The 18,135-nt window shown below is 45.1% G+C and carries 11 protein-coding genes; 6 read left to right on the forward strand and 5 right to left on the reverse strand.

The window, feature by feature from the left end; genetic code table 11:
- Positions 1-70: 70 nt before the first annotated feature.
- The gene (locus H6F63_RS17890; protein ID WP_190638886.1) at positions 71-742 is read right to left on the reverse strand and encodes a hypothetical protein; all 672 of its coding nucleotides are present in this window, start codon (positions 740-742) and stop codon (positions 71-73) included.
- A gap of 265 nt (positions 743-1,007) precedes the next feature.
- On the opposite strand from H6F63_RS17890, the gene purT reads away from it, so the two are divergent.
- The 3 genes from purT to H6F63_RS17905 all read left to right on the forward strand — a co-directional run bounded on the left by purT (position 1,008) and on the right by H6F63_RS17905 (position 5,066).
- Positions 1,008-2,198, forward strand: coding sequence for a formate-dependent phosphoribosylglycinamide formyltransferase (gene purT, locus H6F63_RS17895; RefSeq protein WP_190638887.1), 1,191 nt, complete (start codon positions 1,008-1,010; stop codon positions 2,196-2,198).
- 193 nt (positions 2,199-2,391) lie between these two features.
- Positions 2,392-3,171, forward strand: coding sequence for an S-layer homology domain-containing protein (locus H6F63_RS17900; RefSeq protein WP_199298119.1), 780 nt, complete (start codon positions 2,392-2,394; stop codon positions 3,169-3,171).
- Entirely contained in the window at positions 3,171-5,066 is a 1,896-nt protein-coding gene (locus H6F63_RS17905; protein ID WP_190638889.1) for a WG repeat-containing protein, read from the forward strand. The genes H6F63_RS17900 and H6F63_RS17905 overlap by 1 nt, the downstream gene beginning before the upstream one ends.
- 464 nt (positions 5,067-5,530) lie before the next feature.
- On the opposite strand, the gene H6F63_RS17910 is transcribed toward H6F63_RS17905, so the two are convergent.
- Positions 5,531-5,893, reverse strand: coding sequence for a hypothetical protein (locus tag H6F63_RS17910; RefSeq protein ID WP_190638890.1), 363 nt, complete (start codon positions 5,891-5,893; stop codon positions 5,531-5,533).
- 165 nt (positions 5,894-6,058) lie between these two features.
- Positions 6,059-6,916 carry a M48 family metallopeptidase gene (locus H6F63_RS17915; RefSeq protein WP_347276807.1) on the reverse strand — a complete coding sequence of 286 codons (858 nt, stop codon included), beginning with the start codon at positions 6,914-6,916 and terminating at the stop codon, positions 6,059-6,061.
- Between the two features lie 345 nt (positions 6,917-7,261).
- Between H6F63_RS17915 and H6F63_RS17920 the strand changes: the two genes are divergently transcribed.
- Complete coding sequence (locus H6F63_RS17920) at positions 7,262-7,531, forward strand: GlsB/YeaQ/YmgE family stress response membrane protein (RefSeq protein ID WP_190638891.1); 270 nt, start codon at positions 7,262-7,264, stop codon at positions 7,529-7,531.
- A 382-nt stretch (positions 7,532-7,913) separates the two neighbouring features.
- On the opposite strand, the gene H6F63_RS17925 is transcribed toward H6F63_RS17920, so the two are convergent.
- The gene (locus tag H6F63_RS17925; protein ID WP_190638892.1) at positions 7,914-8,261 is read right to left on the reverse strand and encodes a DUF4864 domain-containing protein; all 348 of its coding nucleotides are present in this window, start codon (positions 8,259-8,261) and stop codon (positions 7,914-7,916) included.
- A gap of 197 nt (positions 8,262-8,458) precedes the next feature.
- Positions 8,459-9,430, reverse strand: a complete 972-nt coding sequence (locus tag H6F63_RS17930) for a polyphosphate kinase 2 family protein (protein ID WP_190638901.1) — start codon at positions 9,428-9,430, stop codon at positions 8,459-8,461.
- 786 nt (positions 9,431-10,216) lie between these two features.
- Between H6F63_RS17930 and H6F63_RS17935 the strand changes: the two genes are divergently transcribed.
- Positions 10,217-11,047, forward strand: coding sequence for a sulfatase-like hydrolase/transferase (locus H6F63_RS17935; protein WP_190441566.1), 831 nt, complete (start codon positions 10,217-10,219; stop codon positions 11,045-11,047).
- A 588-nt stretch (positions 11,048-11,635) separates the two neighbouring features.
- Positions 11,636-18,124, forward strand: a complete 6,489-nt coding sequence (locus tag H6F63_RS17940) for a type I polyketide synthase (RefSeq protein ID WP_190638893.1) — start codon at positions 11,636-11,638, stop codon at positions 18,122-18,124.
- The last annotated feature ends 11 nt before the right edge of the window (positions 18,125-18,135 follow it).

An 18,135-nucleotide genomic window follows, 5' to 3' on the forward strand; every position in this document is an offset into this window, starting at 1 on the left:
TCCTTTTGTTCAGGGGTCATAGCCGCTCCTCCTACGAATGCAGTTCACACTTCTGTTGACGCTCTACCTATTATCCTCTCTTGATAGTAGTTTTACAAAACCGGGATGCTCCCAGCGATCGCTTCACATAAATAGCAATTGCCACCGTCACTATAAGAACTGCTAAAATATAAGAAATCCTCATGCTGCGAACCACTGCAACAAACATAGTTTGTTCGCTAGTAATGTCCTGTACTACGTAAAAGTTGCCCACTATGGCGCTTTTCACAATTAAAGGCTTACCACAAATTACAAAGTAGTGTTTGTTTATTTTATAAATTTGGGGTTTAATCGGCATCCTTGAAAGGGACAGTAGTATCTCAGAAGTGCTGTTTGCCTGCCAATGTGGAGTAAATAAAGATTGAGACTGAGCAACAATTCTACCATTCGGATTGCTCACCCATATCAGTAAATTGGCAGTTGTGCGGTTATCAATTGCTTTTTGCATCCCAGTTTGTACAGACATCATTTCACTGTACAATTCAACATCTCGCTCAAAGTGTTCGGCAATATGCTGAATATTCTGTTTGGGAGCATTGATAAGAATCTGCTGCATTTTCCAAGTCGTCCAAACAGCAACGCTACTCACTCCAAAAATTGAAACAGCCGAGATACCTACTGTGAGACGAAACCGAAGTGAAAACGGATCAATGCGTTCCCTTATGTAGCTAATTCCCTTTTGATAGGCATTTATCAAACTCATTTATTAAAATATTTATTGCCACTCCACCTCTACTGATTACTAGCTTAGCCATAAATTATGAGAAACGCCTGGTATTACTATAAATTAATCATAAAATAGTAGCAATTTGATTGGGTTCGTAAAAATTAATGAACTGCTCCTGGCGCATTTAAGGCAACTCCACCTACACTCACTTTATAATTTTTAGTTCTAAAAGCAACCGTAGAAGATAAAAATTGCTCTATTTAGTTTTACAATGAGTTGACGAAGCCAAATAAAGTAATCAATGAAAAAATCTCTGAAACTTCCTCAAAAACTAATGCTGCTTGGTTCAGGAGAACTTGGTAAAGAATTTACTATTGCTGCTCAACGTCTGGGTAACTATGTGATTGCTGTGGATCGATATCATAATGCTCCAGCCATGCAAGTAGCTGATGAGTCAGAAGTGATTTCCATGCTGAGTCCAGACCAACTGGAAAGCATCGTGCAGAAACACCAACCTAATTTTATTATTCCTGAAATTGAAGCCATCAGAACCGAAAAACTGATTGAATTTGAGCAGCGAGGTATGATAGTTATTCCCACTGCAACTGCTACCCATTACACGATGAATCGAGACAGAATCAGGGAACTCGCGCATCAAAAGTTGGGAATCAGAACGGCTAAATATGGTTATGCAACAACCCTGGAAGAACTGATTGAGATTTCGGAAAAAATTGGGTTTCCTAATGTAGTGAAACCAGTCATGTCATCATCTGGAAAAGGTCAGTCGGTTGTTGAGTCTCCAGAGAAGATTCAGACCGCGTGGAAATATGCAATTGAAGGTTCCAGAGGGGACAGTCAAAAACTTATTGTCGAGGAGTTTATTCCCTTTGAGTTAGAAATTACCTTGCTAACAATTAAACAGTGGAATGCGCCGACAATTTTTTGTCCACCCATTGGGCATCTCCAAGAAAGGGGAGATTATCGAGAGTCTTGGCAACCAGCAGTTGTTTCTGAAGAATTACTTCAGGAAGCGCAAGCGATCGCGCAAAAAATTACTGATGCTTTGGGAGGCGCAGGTATCTTCGGGGTTGAGTTCTTTATCACCAAAGATTCAGTAATTTTTTCTGAGCTTTCTCCACGTCCTCACGATACTGGAATGGTGACATTAATTTCGCAGAACCTAAATGAGTTTGAACTACATTTGAGAGCTGTTTTAGACTTGCCAATTCCAAAAATTGAACAGCTAGGAGCTTCAGCAAGTGCAGTAATATTAGCAAACAGAAATTCAAATTCCATAGCTTTTGTGGGAGTGCAAGATGCCTTATCAGAACCAGATGTAGACGTGAGGTTATTTGGCAAGCCTAATTCACGTCCGGGGCGCAGAATGGGCGTAACTTTGGCAAAAGGGAGAAATATTCAAGAAGCGCGGGACAAAGCAACTACCGCCGTCAGTAAAATCAAAATAGTCGATCAAGAGGATTTTGATGCTTAATTAGAGACAAAATACACCAAACAGAAAGAGTAAACTCCAAGGCGAACCAGCGAAGCCTCAGAAGAGCAGGCTTTTTCTGGTTCCCAGGCTGAGCCTGTGAATGTTTATTACTGAGCCTCACCCTCAATTAAGATGGGTTTCCAGGTTGATACTGGGAACGAGAATATATGTAAAAAATTGGGAGTTATTAAAGTTGAATAATCCAATATTTTCTGATATTCAAAATCATTGGGCGCAAGATTGCATTAAGCAGCTCTCCCAGCGCAATTTAATTAGTGGGTACCCGGATGGAAGTTTTCGCCCTAATGCACCAGTGACGAGAGCGGAATTTGCGGCACTGCTGCGGAAAGCATTTCCCAACGCCGCACCAATACGTAATGCTATTACCTTTGTCGATGTGCCATCAAATCATTGGGCAAATCAAGCGATTCAAGCTGTATATCGGGCGGGTTTTTTGTCTGGTTATCCGGATCGAACTTTTAAACCAAACCAACAAATTCCGCGAGTGCAAACTTTTGTTGCTATGGTGTCGGGATTGAAGTATACCCCTACGAAAACACCTAGTGAGACAATAAAAAAGTATTTTGATGATGGGTTAGAAATTCCTAGTTATGCGATAAATGCGATCGCATCCGCAACCGAAAGATATCTTGTGGTTAATTATCCTAATGTTAGGCGCTTCAACCCCAATCAAAACGCCACCAGAGGCGAGGTAGCAGCATTGATTTGTCGTGCCTTAAAAATCTCTGGTGTGCCGTTGCAGTACATTCCGGGAATGGAATTTATTGTGATTGGGGCGCAATTTGAAGAAGCTGATGCCTTTTCCGAAGGGATGGCACGAGTCAAAATCGGGGAAAAATGGGGCTATATTGACAAAACAGGTAAACTCGTAATCGCGCCACAATTTGATGAGGCTGATGCTTTCTCGGATGGAGTGGCACTGGTCAGACAATATAAGGCAAAGAGAGAGTAATGGAAACTCGTGGCGTTTGGATTACCAGCACAGATAGCAAAGTTTTGAATTCCCGGCAAAACATTGCCGAGGCGATGGATTTTCTCGCGCAAACCGGATTTAATGTCATATTTCCTGTTGTTTGGAACAATGCTTATACTTTCTATCCCAGTAGAGTTATGCGGGAAAATTTTGGTGTAGAAATCGACTCGCGATTTGTTGGACGCGACCCCTTAGCCGAAATTATTATCGAAGCGCGTCGGGTAGGAATTGGGGTTATCCCTTGGTTTGAATATGGATTCGCCTCTTCTTACAATCAAAATGGGGGCCACATCCTCGCAAAAAAACCTCATTGGGCTGGTCGCGACTTCAACGGCAATATTCTGAAAAAAAACAGTTTTGAGTGGATGAATGCGTTCGATTCTGAGGTGCAAGATTTCCTGCTGAACCTGTTACTAGAAGTTGCTAAAAATTATGATATTGATGGTATCCAAGGCGATGACCGACTTCCTGCACTTCCTAGCGAAGGTGGTTATGACCGGGGAACAAGCGATCGCTACTTTCGGCAGTTTAATCAAAACCCGCCGCAAAACTCCAGAGATCCGCAATGGCTTCAGTGGCGTGCAGATATTCTCACTGATTTCTTAACTCGTCTGTATCAGGAACTCATTAATGTTAAACCAGGCTTGATAATTTCGATGGCACCCAGTCTCCCCGGTTGGGCGCTTCAAGAATATCTGCAAGATGCTATAGCTTGGCTTGACCGGGGGCTGATCGATATGCTACACCCGCAACTTTATCGCCGCGACTTCTTGAGCTACAAACAGCTAATTGATAGTATCGTCGCCCAGCAATTTACAACTTGGCAACTGCCTTTTTTGATGCCTGGTATCCTGTTAAAGGTGGGGTCGTATCGCATCAGTCCCGATTACCTTTTACAAGCGATCGCTTACAATCGTTCTCGTGGTATTCCAGGCGAGGTGTTGTTCTTCTACGAAGGTCTGCGAGAAGACAATGACGCTTTAGCTAAAGCCTTGCGTTCAGGCCCCTACGCTCAACCTGCACCATTTAAGCCCTCAGACTTAAAAAAGCTTGGCTTTACTGAGCGGAGAACTAGCGGCAAATACAGCTATATAGATAGTACAGGAACAACCGTAAATCAGCCCCAATTTGATTGGGCTGATTCTTATAATAACGGGTTAGCGCCTGCAAAAATCGGCTACAAGTGGGGTTATATTGACAAAACAGGTAAACTTGTCAGCCGATTACAATTTGACCGCGCTGAACCTTTAAAAGAAGGGCTAGGATTAGTAAAAGTTGGCAACAGATATGGCTATATTGACAATACAGGGAAACTCTTAATTCTGCTGCAAGTTGATGATGCTGAATCTTTTTCACAAGGGCTGGCAGCAGTTAAAATTAATAACAAGTGGGGCTACATTAATAAACTGTGGAATACTGTCATCCCTTTGCAATTTGATAGCGCTGATAGCTTTTCTGAGGGGTTAGCATTGATAAGTGTTGGCGGCAAATACGGCTATATTGATATGACCGGAAGGTTTATATTACCGCCGCAATTTGATGATGCTAAGTCTTTTTCCGAAGGCCTAGCGGCAGCAAAAATAGCTGGAAAATGGGAATATATTAATAAAACTGGTCTGGTGATAATACCACCACGATTTGAGGAGGCTGAATCCTTTTCTGAAGGACTCGCGGCGGTAAAGATTTCTGGGAAATGGGGCTATATTGACAAAACTGGGAAACTGGTAATTCCCACAGAATTTGATGATGCTAAGCCTTTTTCACAAGGGCTGGCGCTGTTTAATATTGGTGGAGAGTGGAAAGTGGACAGGAATAATGGCGAACCGTTTTTCAGCGGCGGTAAGTGGGGTTATATTCGCAATGTTATTTCTTAAAGATCGAGGCTAAAAATTTAAAACGCAAAGGTACGCAGAGATATTAGTTTTATTTTGCGTTTCTTTGCGTCAAGTCAAAAAGATAATCATGTCTATGCTGTCATGCGTGAAGCGAAACTATCGCCTTGAGACGAATCGCTTTCAACCTGAATGCTTGAGGCAGTTTTGTTCGCTCCTATCTTTGCCGCTACGAAAGGCAAGGTGATGCAAATCCCACTTGAAACCAGCGTCATTAGTAAACAATCAACTAAACCCATATTCTTATGTGCTTTTTTCAAAATTAGGCTTAGGAAAACTGATCGCTTTCCATGTATTTATTTTGAAGCCCAATTCCGGAAATGGAGCAACTGCAAGGGTTTGAATAACTTGTAGCTATAATAATTTTTTCTTATAGAAACTGTGAGCGATCGCTGCCTTGCATTTTTGTAAGTGGCTAAGCAAAACTAATTTTTGAAAATTCAAAATCAGGGTGTCAGAAAACTAGGCAATTCCAGCAGATGAAAGTAAGCAAGAGCTGCAACTACCAGAGTGTAAAGCGTTGAGCCACCCAACCCAATCAACAAATCCCGTTTTGGGTTTTGCTGCTCTTTTGCTACAAACATATCCATCGCTCCCATCTGCATCATCACAATCCCTAATACATTGGAGAGCCAATAGCCAACAATCGTAAACGGCAAAAACCAGTCTGGGTTCATCCAACTGACGAGATAGCCAAATAGTAGAGCAATCGGCAGATTAAAGAACAAGTCGTTCCACCACGAGAGGGGAGAGAGCATATAGCCAATTCCTAACAGAAAGCCACCTCGCAGTTTCTTGAACACGACCATTACTCCCGCTCTCGAATTGTTTAAATACGTTAAGCATCATTAATTAGTATGGCATCGCACGCGAACGAATCATTATGGTAAAGATTCCTTAACCCTGTTCTGTTGCGGTCGATGCTACACAAAGGAAGCCTGACGAGCAGGCGTTTTTATTTTTTTGTCTTTTCTCTAGTTAGCTGGCTGCAAACGCGGACGCACAACCTGAGCAAAATCTTCGCGTCCAGTCTCCAACTGCGGCGGAACGCCATTAGGATAAGTTTGAGAAATTAAATTTTGTAAGCGTTCAATGCGGTTGCCGGGGTTGGGGTGAGTGCTGAAAAACTCCGGCGATTGTCCACCCGGTCTGGCATTAGCAAGTATCTGCATTACTTCTACAATACCTTTAGGGTTATAGCCAGCTTCAGTCATAAATTGGAAACCCAGGCGATCGCTTTCTAACTCATCCTCACGCCCGTACCGCAGACTGACCATCTGGTTAACAGCTTGGGCAAGCACTGCTGCTTGCCGACCCCCGCCTTGGTCGTCGCTTGCGGCTACCCCCACCGCACTCACCAGAGCTTGACCGAGTTGCTGCTTTGCCAAACGTTCCGCACCGTGTCTTCCTATGACGTGTCCTACCTCGTGTCCCAGCACAGATGCCAATTGAGCTTCCGATGAGAGACGACGCAGCAAACCAGCAGTGATGAAAATCTGTCCTCCCGGTAGCGCGAAAGCATTGACAGTTTGTGGGTCGCGCAATAGATGGAATTCAAAGGGATAGGGGGCATTCCTTGCCTCTGACCGCTGCACCACCGTAGCTCCTACCTGGTCAATATACTGCTGTAGCGCCTGATCTGGGTACAACCCGCCATGTTGAGCAGCCATACGCGATCGCGCTTGCAGTCCTAATATTACCTCCTCCTTTGGTGTCAGCTGTACGCGCTGGTTTTCCCCAGTTATCGGGTTTTGGGAAGTAGAACTACAGTAACTAACCAGTCCAAATAGCGTCAGTAAAAGCGCAATCCCCAGCCTTATCAATGCTCTCACTGCTTGTCTCCAAATTTACTGGTCTGAAGGGTATCATAATACCTGCCAATCCAGCATCAGCCTCAAGGTTACATTAATAGTTCTTCTTAATGATCTCGATGATTCTAAAGCTTGGACACTAGACTATGTTTTCATAAGAGCAAAGTGTTAATTTTAATTAATTTCAAACAACATATATTGCCCTACACAATTGGCCAGCAATTCATCTAAAGGCTTATAGAAAAAACCCTGTTAGCTATTCCTTTGAGGTATATCAACTTATATCGTCTGGCAGATGGGATGCTCCCTTCTAAACTGATATTCTGTAGTTAACTCGGAAAGAAAGACATTAAAGGAAACAGGAATATGAATATTATTGCTTGGATTATTTTAGGACTGATTGCTGGTGCTATCGCTAAAGCCATCTATCCTGGTCATCAGGGCGGTGGGATTCTAGGAACAATCCTGTTGGGAATTATTGGATCTTTCATTGGTGGTACTTTAGGGCTTTGGTTAACGACAGGGACTTTAGCACTAGGAACTGCGCCTTTTAGTATAGGCGGAATCATTGCGTCTATTATCGGCGCACTTATTGCAGTATTTCTGTGGAACTTGCTTACCCGGAGAGCAGCTTAATCAGCTTGGCTTAGCTGCTAATATTTCGGCGGCGCTAAGATGAGCAATGTGCGCTCGCACTTCCAAGGTGAGTACCCTATTCTCCCAGTAAAATTGCCACCCAATAACCAATTTCCTTTCCCAACGCCCTTGGTGGAGAATACTCACCTTGCCCGCAACTAAAGGTTGATGATTTCTGACGTAGTTTACTGGCTAATACAATTAGTCGTAATACATTCCAGAAATCATCAACCTTTTAAAATATTTGTGCAAAACTAATTTTCAATAGATGCTTATCGAGGCATCTATGAACAGCTAAAAAAAGCTGTTAACTGTAGCCGTATCCTACGCAATTCAAGGCTTGGGCGCGATACATCTGTAGAGACATGGCAATGCCATGTCCCTATATTGGCACCAAATGACACCCAGCAATTTTCCAATTGCCGTTAGGCTGCCTTTGCATCAGATAAATTGCCTTTATCAGCCTCCCTTCCCGGTCGAGTAGCAGCACCTGTGCAGAAGGGAATCCTTCAATATAGGCGATTTTTTGAAACATCACCGAACGAGGACGATACACCGGATCGTAGGCAGCTTTTACCATACTCATAAAGTTTTCGGGAGTGCCGAATTGAGCTTTGATTTCTCGGCTGGCAAAAGAGAAAGCGCCAACAGCATCATCTTTTTGAAACGCTTCTAGTTGGTGAGAAATCACAAAGCGAATGGCAGTGCGGTCATTATCAGTTACTTCCATATTTTGAGCTTAAAAAAGTGGCAGATATGGAACTAAGTCGGGAACCTGAGTTGACAAGTTTAGCGTTTGGCAATCTTAAAGTAGCAATAACGTCAAGGGAAGCGCCTTTATTAATGCTACTTTAGACCTGAAAAGGCAATTGTCAGCTTGTGTTTGCTAAATCCTTGCGGCGCAATAAAACACAAGTTCTTTAGGTTTCAATTTGGAATCACAATATTTTCCAAACCACTTTCCGCCCCTGGATATTGGGGATTCATTGCTTCCAACGTGTCCACAATTGTTCGGGCAATTACCAAGTTGCGATACCACTTATTATTTGCAGGTACAACGTACCACGGGGCATAGGCAGTAGAGCAATTGTTAATTGCTTCCTCAAACGCCATTTGGTAATCGTCCCAAAATAGGCGCTCTTTGATGTCATTACTAGAAAATTTCCAGTGCTTATCCGGGTTATCCAACCGACTCTGCAACCGCCGTTTTTGCTCATCTTTGGAAATATGGAGAAAAAACTTAATTACCCCAATGTTGTTAAAAGTGAGCATTTGCTCAAAGTCATTAATCGCGTGATAGCGCTTTCGCCAAACATCCTCCGGAACCAACTGCTTGACTCGCACAACTAGCACATCTTCGTAATGTGAACGGTTGAATATCGTAATCATGCCGCGTTGAGGCGATCGCTGGTGATAACGCCACAAGAAATCGTGACTGGCTTCCTCATCACTGGGCTTTTTAAACGACCAAACTCGGCAGCCTTGGGGGTTAATGCCTTGAAAGACGTGTTTAATCGTGCCATCCTTACCGCCAGTGTCCATCGCTTGCAGTACAATCAGCAGACTGCGCTGGTTTTCAGCATACAAGCGTTCTTGTAAATCTCCCAGGCGATCGCGCAGATGCTCAAGTTCCTCTTCGACGTGTTGCTTTTTTGTATAGTGTTCTGAGGCGTTGGGATCGATATCTGCTAAACTAATTCGCTCTCCCGATTTAACCCGATATTGGGGATAATTCGGTTTCGGTGGTGGCTCATCGACTACGATTGTTTCCGGTGACATGACATCGGCAATTTGTGCCGCCGCCGAAGCTGCTGCCTTTTTGGTTTTGGGAGCTTCAGCTTGAGCTATATCGTTGGCAGCACTATCTGTATTATTTGCGGAATTACTGCGATCGCTCATAGGGCTTTTCTGGTTGTCTAGCTGCGGGGAACCTATTTTTGATATTAGTTCAGGTACATTGGAAAGCATCCCTGCCGCAAGGAAGACGCGAGGCATAACTTGCAGTGTCGGACGCTACAGCAGCGTCAATTGGCAACCCTATCCGTTTGGTGCTTTAACTGAATGCGATCGCCTTCCCAGTACGAATTAATAGTGCAGCTGCAACTACCAAATCAGGCATCCACAAGAAGTGAACCGGAGATTTCTTCAACAATAAGAAAATTTTCCTATCTCCTTTAGAGCCCGTTAGCCGCGTTGCATAATAGAAGAGTGAATTGTACCAGATGTGCATCTATTAAAATAAGTTAAATCACCTAGAGGTTAACTGAAATTGCTCAACTTGACGATTGACACTACTACAACTACAGAACCGCTGGGATTTTTGAGCCAGTTTGGGTAAGATTGATTCTTCCCCAACCCTACAGGGTTCAACAAGCAGGAGCCTATTTTACAAAGCAATCGGATTTCCTGCGTTACCCTAAAGATGTCAAAGGTCTTTCTCTCCCCTGTGGGATTGAGAAGACTCCTATGCTGTTGTGCTTACATCACCGGATCTGCAATGCCATTATAAAATTTTGCATCTATCCTGAATTTACAACAGTTTTACCTTGTATCAGGTATACTCACTTATTCTGCCTTGAATTACATAATGGCAATGAATTCGTGTGTAATTTCACTACAGTATTCAGAGTTGCCAATAGGCAAATAACTTGCTAAATAAAGTCTCTTAGATTGAGGTTTATCCTTATGCCAAACCATCTTGTATACATTATCATGGACAGTTGCCGATATGACAGCTATGAGGCAGCATCAACACCGAATATGGATCGGTTAGGTTTGGCGGAGCCTCGCTATAGCTATGCTTCTTGGACATCCCCTTCCCACTACACAATGCTCATGGGGATGATTCCCCATACTAGCCCTCGCGGTGTGTTTGCCTCGGAAGTCTATAAGCAGGAATTTTTGAAATGGGTAGATCGGCTAGGGATTCCTGACTTGTCATTCAAAACTTTTGTCCCTCAATTGTCTTTACCTAAAGTTTTAAAAGACTTTGGATATAAAACTATTGCACGAGTTTCTATGCCTGTGCTGAATCAATTTACGAGCATAAGTCAATTTTTTGATGACTATGTTTTGATGTCGAATCATAACGACTTTGCCACAATGGTGCATCAAATTGATTTTTCAGGTTCAGAACCTTGTTTTTACTTTCTGAACCTGGGGGAAACCCACTATCCATATATGCTTAAAGGCGATGATATGCCGCGTATATCTGGAGTTCATGGGGTGTTTAAGAACATGGATCAATTCGCGCTTGCTAAGAATGAACCTGGAGAAAGCAAGTTTTTTGAACAGGAGGAAATGCAGCGTTTACACAAACAGCAAATATCCTGTGTTGAATATATAGATGGGCTTTTGGGAGAACTGTATCGCAAGTGTCCTGAGAATACTCACATTATCCTGACAGCAGATCATGGAGAGTTGTTTGGAGAAGATGGTTATTTTGGGCATGGGCCTGTAATGCACCACAAATGTTTTGAAGTGCCTTTTGTCGAGGGTTTGCGTCCAACTATCTAAGAGCTATATGTTTTTGTGGAAACTACTTACGATAGATCAATAGATGGCAAAAAGCTGGAGAATCTCAACATCTTGCAGATAAATAATTTTAGCTTATACCCTACCTCGACAAGCACCAAGTTAGAGATTTTTTCTAGCTAATTTCTGGAAAATTTGGCGATCGCATTGTAGGCACTACAAACGCTGTACAGAAATATAATTCAGGGTTTGCAAGGATGCCAAGCCCATTAGCAAAACTCTTGTAAAGGAGGCACAGAGATTTGATGAGTAGCCAAATATTATTAAAGAATGTAGCCTGGAGTTGTATGTATTTTGAAAAGCAGTTTTAGCTATGATGAGTAGATTTATTACATTAATTCATTAGCAAAAAATATTCAGTGAAATCACGGATGAAAGTGAAGCCTAAATAGAAATAGGCTGAAATTATTCAATATATTTTATAGTTAACAAAAAAGCCACGAAGCAATTTACAAAATGTTAACTATAAAAAAGATATAAAATCAGAAACTTTGTTATTGCCAAACTCATCTGGTTATTTTATTTTTCCTTTACTTGACTCATCCCTGTCGTGATAATAAGGCAAGACTCATGAATACCTTCACCTGTTTTTCCCTAAGCCCTATTGGATTAGAACATCCTGGTCTGGCGATCGCAACCTCTAGAGCAGGCGGTGTGGGTGTGCTGGATTTAGAATTTTGTCGGGATTCCGAACAAGCGACGAGGAATCTGGATAAGCTTTTAGAGCTAGTCAATCCTAGCAGTCAGATAGGGTTAAGGTTAAGGGTTGACCAAGTTGCTGATAGCCAAAAATTGCTGCAACGGCTGCTGCATCGCTCCCATTGGATAATTTTAGCTGGATGGGAAGCGCAATCCTTAGCGGAAGTTATCGCGTGTTTGCCCCAGTGTGAATCGCGCCGCCTATTGCTGGAAGTCACAGATGTTGAACAGGCACAAGGTATCAATTACCAGAGTGCAGAAATCTTTGGGTTAGTGGCGAAGGGACAGGAAAGCGGCGGTTGGGTAGGTGAAGACCCGGCATTTATCCTGACGCAAAAACTCTTAAATGTCAGTAGTCAGGAGTTAGTAGACATTGGAACTACTGACAACAAACAAATTCTTCCAATCTACGTGCAAGGTGGAATTGGGATTCATACAGCAGCAGGAGTCTTGGCGGCTGGTGCAGCAGGTGTGGTACTTGACGATCAATTGTGGCTGATGCCAGAATCGCCCCTTCCCGGTGCATGGCAACGTTACCTCAACAACCTGAACGGACAAGAAGCGATCGCAATTGGCGATCGCCTCAACCGCAGTTGTCGCGTTTTGTCTCGTCCCGGTTTCCAGGCAATTCCCGCTTTGCAACAACTGGCAGAAAAAATAGAAATTCAGGAACTGGGGACTGGGGACTGGGGAGAAGGAAGCAACCCCTCAATCTCCAGTTGGCAACAGGCGGCTACATCCTTAATCGGTTGGGATTCGCCTGGAACTTTAGCATGGCCTATGGGACAGGCTGTAGGATTAGCCGCTCATTTTCGGTTTCGCTACAAGACGACAGGCAAACTAATCCAAGCCATTCTCAACCAAAGCCTCGCTAATGTGAAAAAGGCTGAAGAACTACAGCCACTAGCACCAAATTCACCCTTAGCCGCTTCTCATGGCACCCGCTATCCGATTATGCAGGGGCCGATGACCAGAGTCAGCGACAAGGCAGAATTTGCGATCGCAGTGAATAAAGCGGGCGCTTTGCCGATGCTGGCGTTGGCGTTAATGCGTGGCAAGCAGGTAGAAGAATTATTGCAGGAAACGAAGCAAAAAATCGGCTCTAGCGCTTGGGGAGTCGGCATTCTCGGCTTCGTCCCCCAAGCGCTACGAGAAGAACAACTGCAAGTCGTCAAAGCTATTAAGCCGCCATTTGCCTTAATTGCCGGCGGTCGTCCAGATCAGGCGGCTGACTTAGAAGCCGAAGGAATCGCCACCTACCTTCACGTTCCGACACCGGGATTGCTGCAAATGTTCCTCGAACAAGGGGCGCGGCGGTTTGTCTTTGAAGGACGGGAATGCGGCGGACACGTTGGCCCCTTGAGCAGCTTTATGCTTTGGGAAAGCGCCATTGAGACACTTTTAAAAGACGTTCCGGCGGGTGCAGAAAGCGAAATCCACGTTTTCTTTGCTGGGGGAATTCACGATGCTCGTTCTGCTGCCACAATCAGCGCGATCGCTACGCCTTTGGTAGAACGCGGGATGAAGATTGGCGTGCTGATGGGAACAGCTTATTTATTCACCGAAGAAGCTGTCAAGTGCGGTGCAATTGTGGACGGATTCCAGCGCACAGCCCTAACTTGCACTCATACTATCAATTTGGAAACCGGGCCAGGTCACGCCAGCCGCTGTGCAATTACTCCCTTTGCTCAAGAATTTTACGCAACTCGACGGGAAATGTTGGCGGCGGGTCATTCCCCTGAAGAAATTAAGAATGTTTTAGAAGATTTGACGCTGGGACGCTTGCGCGTTGCTTCTAAAGGTTTGGTGCGGGATGAGCAAGGTATTGTTCCTGTGGAAACCCAAAAACAACTGACTGATGGAATGTACATGATTGGTCAAGTTGCCACTCTGCGTAACTCGGTTTGCACCTTAGAGGAGTTACATCAGGATGTTTCACAAAAGAGTTCGGAGTTGTTAGTTCATAGTAATGAACCATCAACCGTAAAAAATGAACCGTCTCCCTCAGATGTAGCAATTGTCGGTCTTAGCACACTGCTACCGAAGGCTGAATATCCAGATACCTTCTGGGAAAATATTCTGCATAAAGTAAGCGCCATTACAGAAATTCCAGCGCACCGTTGGGACTGGCGACTTTATTACAATCCAGACCGTACCGCACGAGACAAAATCTATTCCAAATGGGGTGGTTTTATCGATGATGTGCAATTCGATCCGGTACGGTATGGAATTCCGCCCAAGTCGGTGAAATCGATCGACCCAATTCAACTGCTGGCGCTAGAGGGAGTGCGACGGGCATTAGCAGATGCGGGGTATGAGTCGGGAGACTTTGACCGGGAGAATACTTCGGTTATTTTTGGCGCAGCAACAGGTGCGGGGGATTTGGCGCATCAATATGCCACGCGATCGCATCTTTCTCTCTATGTAGACGAACCCTCAGAGCAAACTTTGGATCGTTTACCAGAGTGGACAGAAGAATCATTCCCAGGCATCCTCTTAAATGTTGCCGCCGGTCGCGCCGCTAACCGCTTTGATTTTGGTGGGGTAAACTTCGCCGTTGATGCTGCTTGTGCTTCTTCCCTAGCAGCAATTCACCTAGCCGTTCGAGAATTAGAAAGCGGTCGGAGCAATGTGGTAATTGCCGGCGGAGTAGACACCGGACAAAGCCCCTTTGCCTACTTGACATTTAGCAAAACTCAGGCTCTGTCCCCACAACAGCAACCCCGTGCCTTTGACAAAGCAGCCGACGGGATTGTGATCAGCGAAGGGATTGTGATTCTGGTACTGAAACGTCTAGCCGATGCCGAACGAGATGGCGATCGCATCTATGCTGTAATTAAATCTGTTGCGGGTTCTAGCGATGGCAAAGCCTTGGGATTGACCGCACCCCGTCCAGCAGGACAAATGCGAGCCTTAGACCGTGCCTACAGCCAAGCTGGTTTCTCACCCAACACACTAGGATTATACGAAGCTCACGGCACCGGGACTGTTGCCGGAGATAGAGCAGAAGCCGAGACAGTTACCGAAACCTTAAAAGCAGCCAATACACCGGCCAAGTCCTGCGTCATCGGTTCGGTGAAAACTGTAATCGGTCACACTAAGAGTTCTGCTGGTGTAGCGGGACTTGCCAAAGCAACATTAGCTTTGCACAACGCAGTTTTGCCACCCCACTTAGGCGTAGAAAATCCCCTAGATACTCTTGCCGATCCGCAAAGCCCAGTGTACTTGCTCAAAGAAGCAAAGCCTTGGCTGACGCACCCGAATTATCCCCGCCGCGCTGGTGTCAGTGCATTCGGCTTTGGCGGGACTAATTTCCATGTAGTGCTGGAAGAATATCGAGGTAACTTGCGCGATCGCACACTTGGTGCTGATACTTGGCCTTGCGAACTGTTTGTTTTCAAAGCTGCCAACTCGGAAGCCTTAACAAAAGAGATCGGCACTTTGTTAGAAGCTTTACGTGCTGGTGCCACCCCTCGCCTAAGAGACTTAGCTTACAGCTACTCTCTCAAAGCCCAAACAAGCTCACAGAATGTTTGTCTAAGCATTGTTGCCGAAAGCCTGCAACAGTTGCAAGCAGCTTTGGAATTAGTCATTAATCAAGATACACAGCAACCCCTACCACCACACATTCAACTCTCGTCTGGCAATAACAACGGACAAAAAATTGCCTTCCTCTTCCCCGGACAAGGATCGCAATATCCAGATATGGCTCGTTCCGTGGCGCTGTATCGCCAGGAAATGCGAGAAGCATTGGAATTTGCCGACCGCGAGTTACAGCAGTGTTTCCCCAAATTGTTGAGTCAATTTATCTATCCACCCAGTGCCTATTCTGAAGAACAAGAAGCACTCAACCAAAAACAGCTGACTGATACGCAGATCGCGCAACCTGCAATTGGTGCTGTGGAAACCGGATTTATCGACTTGGCGGCAAATCTGGGTTTAAAGCCAGATATGGTTTGCGGTCACAGTTATGGAGAATATACTGCCCTTTACGCGGCGGGAGTTTTTTCTCGCCAAGACTTTCTGCACCTTTCCCAAACCAGAGGCAAAATCATGGCAGCTGCTTGTAAAGGTGCCAATGGCGCAATGGCAGCAGTGCAGATGCAACGCCCAGAATTGCAGGCGCGGTTAGCCAGTGTTGAAGGGGTGGTAATTGCCAATCATAACGCTCCTTTGCAAACAGTAATTTCTGGTGACAAAGACGCGATCGCTCAAATTGTAGACCAGCTGAACGCCGAAGGAATAATGGCGCGGATGCTGCCAGTCAAGGGCGCTTTCCACTCTCCCTTAGTAGCTTCTGCCCTTAACCCACTAATTGAAGCTATCGACAAAGTGACATTGCGATCGCCTACGATTCCTGTTTATGCTAACTCCACCGCTCGTCCCTATGATGCCGATTCAGAGGCAATTTCCACTCAGTTATCCAAACACCTGATCCACAGCGTCGAGTTTGTCAGCCAAATTAACGCCATGTATGCCGCTGGCGCTCGAATTTTTGTGGAAGTTGGCCCCAAGAGCATCCTGACTAAATTAGTTGGGCAAATTCTGGAAGGAAAAGACCATACAGTTGTCTCCTTGGACGGACAAGGCGGGGGAATGCGAGGTTTTCTGATCGCTCTGGGTACACTATGTACGCAGGGCATCAAGATCCAGTTACCAACTCTATTTGAAGGGCGGAACGTGCGTCAGCTAGATTTATCCTTGCCAGCTTTGACGAAAAAACCAGATATTTCGCCCACAACTTGGCTGTTAACTGGTGCTAGTTCCAGACCTATCAAGGACGCGGTCGGTCACATGGGTAAAACACCGCTGATAAATCAGGACAGCGCTGCCCAAAGCAAAGCGCTAAATGCAAAACAACCAGAACAAGAAACAGCCTTACCAGTGGTGGGAACTTCTGGAAGTTCTACAAAGTCAGCAGTGAAGTTTGTTGGACAGCATCAGGAAGAAGAAAACAAGAAACCCACTACTAATCCCGTCCCCACTTCGTGCAGCGCTAACAGTCCTCAGCCCTCACCACTATCACCAGGAGTTGCTCCCAAATTGACAATGACCCCTTACCCAGAACAACAACCCGCACCATCACCCAGCGCCTCAGCTCTTACTGGCGAGACTGCCCTAGCAGCTTACCAAGCTTATCAAGAAACCATGCGGCAATTCCTGGGGTTACAGGAACAGGTGATGAAGCAGTTTCTCGGAGGGGTGAATTATCAATCGCCCCAACAGCCGCAACAAATACCATCAAAGAAGGCGATCGCGCCTACTCCCCGGATCGTTACCAACTTCAGCCAGCCTGCGGGAAATGGTAGCAACAATGGTGCAAAAACGCCTGAAGTGTTAATCCAAAATACCAATGGTACAGCGATCGCTCCTGTCGTACCGACACCACAACCTGACATTCAATTGCCAGTTGTCACTCGTCAGCCCTCAGTCGTCCAAACCACAACAAACAACGCACAGCTTCCAGATCGCGCCGCTTTGACGGAAAAATTGTTGCAGTTAGTTAGCGATCGCACTGGCTACCCAACAGAAATGTTAGGGTTAAACGCTGACATGGAAGCTGAACTCGGTATTGACTCGATTAAAAGGGTGGAAATTTTGGGTGCTTTGCAAAAAAGCTTGCCAGAACCTTTCAGCAGCTTGATGCGATCGCGCATGGAAAATTTCACCCGCGCCAAAACCCTCAACAGCGTTGTTGAACTACTAAATAGTCAACTAACAACCAACAGCCAACAACCAAGAACTAATAACCAACAGCTTCCAGATCGAACTGCTTTGACAGAAAAATTGTTGCAGTTGGTCAGCGATCGCACTGGCTATCCAACAGAAATGTTAGGGCTAAATGCTGACATGGAAGCCGAACTCGGTATCGACTCGATTAAACGGGTGGAAATTTTGGGTGCTTTGCAAAAAAGCTTATCGGAACCCTTAGCCAGCAACGTGCGATCGCGCATGGAAAATTTCACCCGCGCCAAAACCCTCAACAGTGTTGTTGAACTACTAAATAGTCAATTAACAACCAACAGCCAACAACCAACAACTAATAACCAACAGCTTCCAGCTCGAACTGCTTTGACAGAAAAATTGTTGCAGTTAGTCAGCGATCGCACTGGCTATCCAACAGAAATGTTAGGGCTAAACGCTGATATGGAAGCGGAACTCGGTATCGACTCGATTAAACGGGTGGAAATTCTGGGTGCTTTGCAAAAAAGCTTACCGGAACCCTTAGCCAGCAACGTGCGATCGCGCATGGAAAACTTCACCCGCGCCAAAACCCTCAACAGCGTTGTGGAACAATTACTAAAATCTGGTAATGTTCCGGAGGAAAATAATAGCCTGGGAAAGTCATTGCCCCGGTAGAAGCCCTGCCG

Source organism: Trichocoleus sp. FACHB-40 (genome assembly GCF_014695915.1).
GTDB lineage: Bacteria > Cyanobacteriota > Cyanobacteriia > Cyanobacteriales > FACHB-T130 > Funiculus > Funiculus sociatus.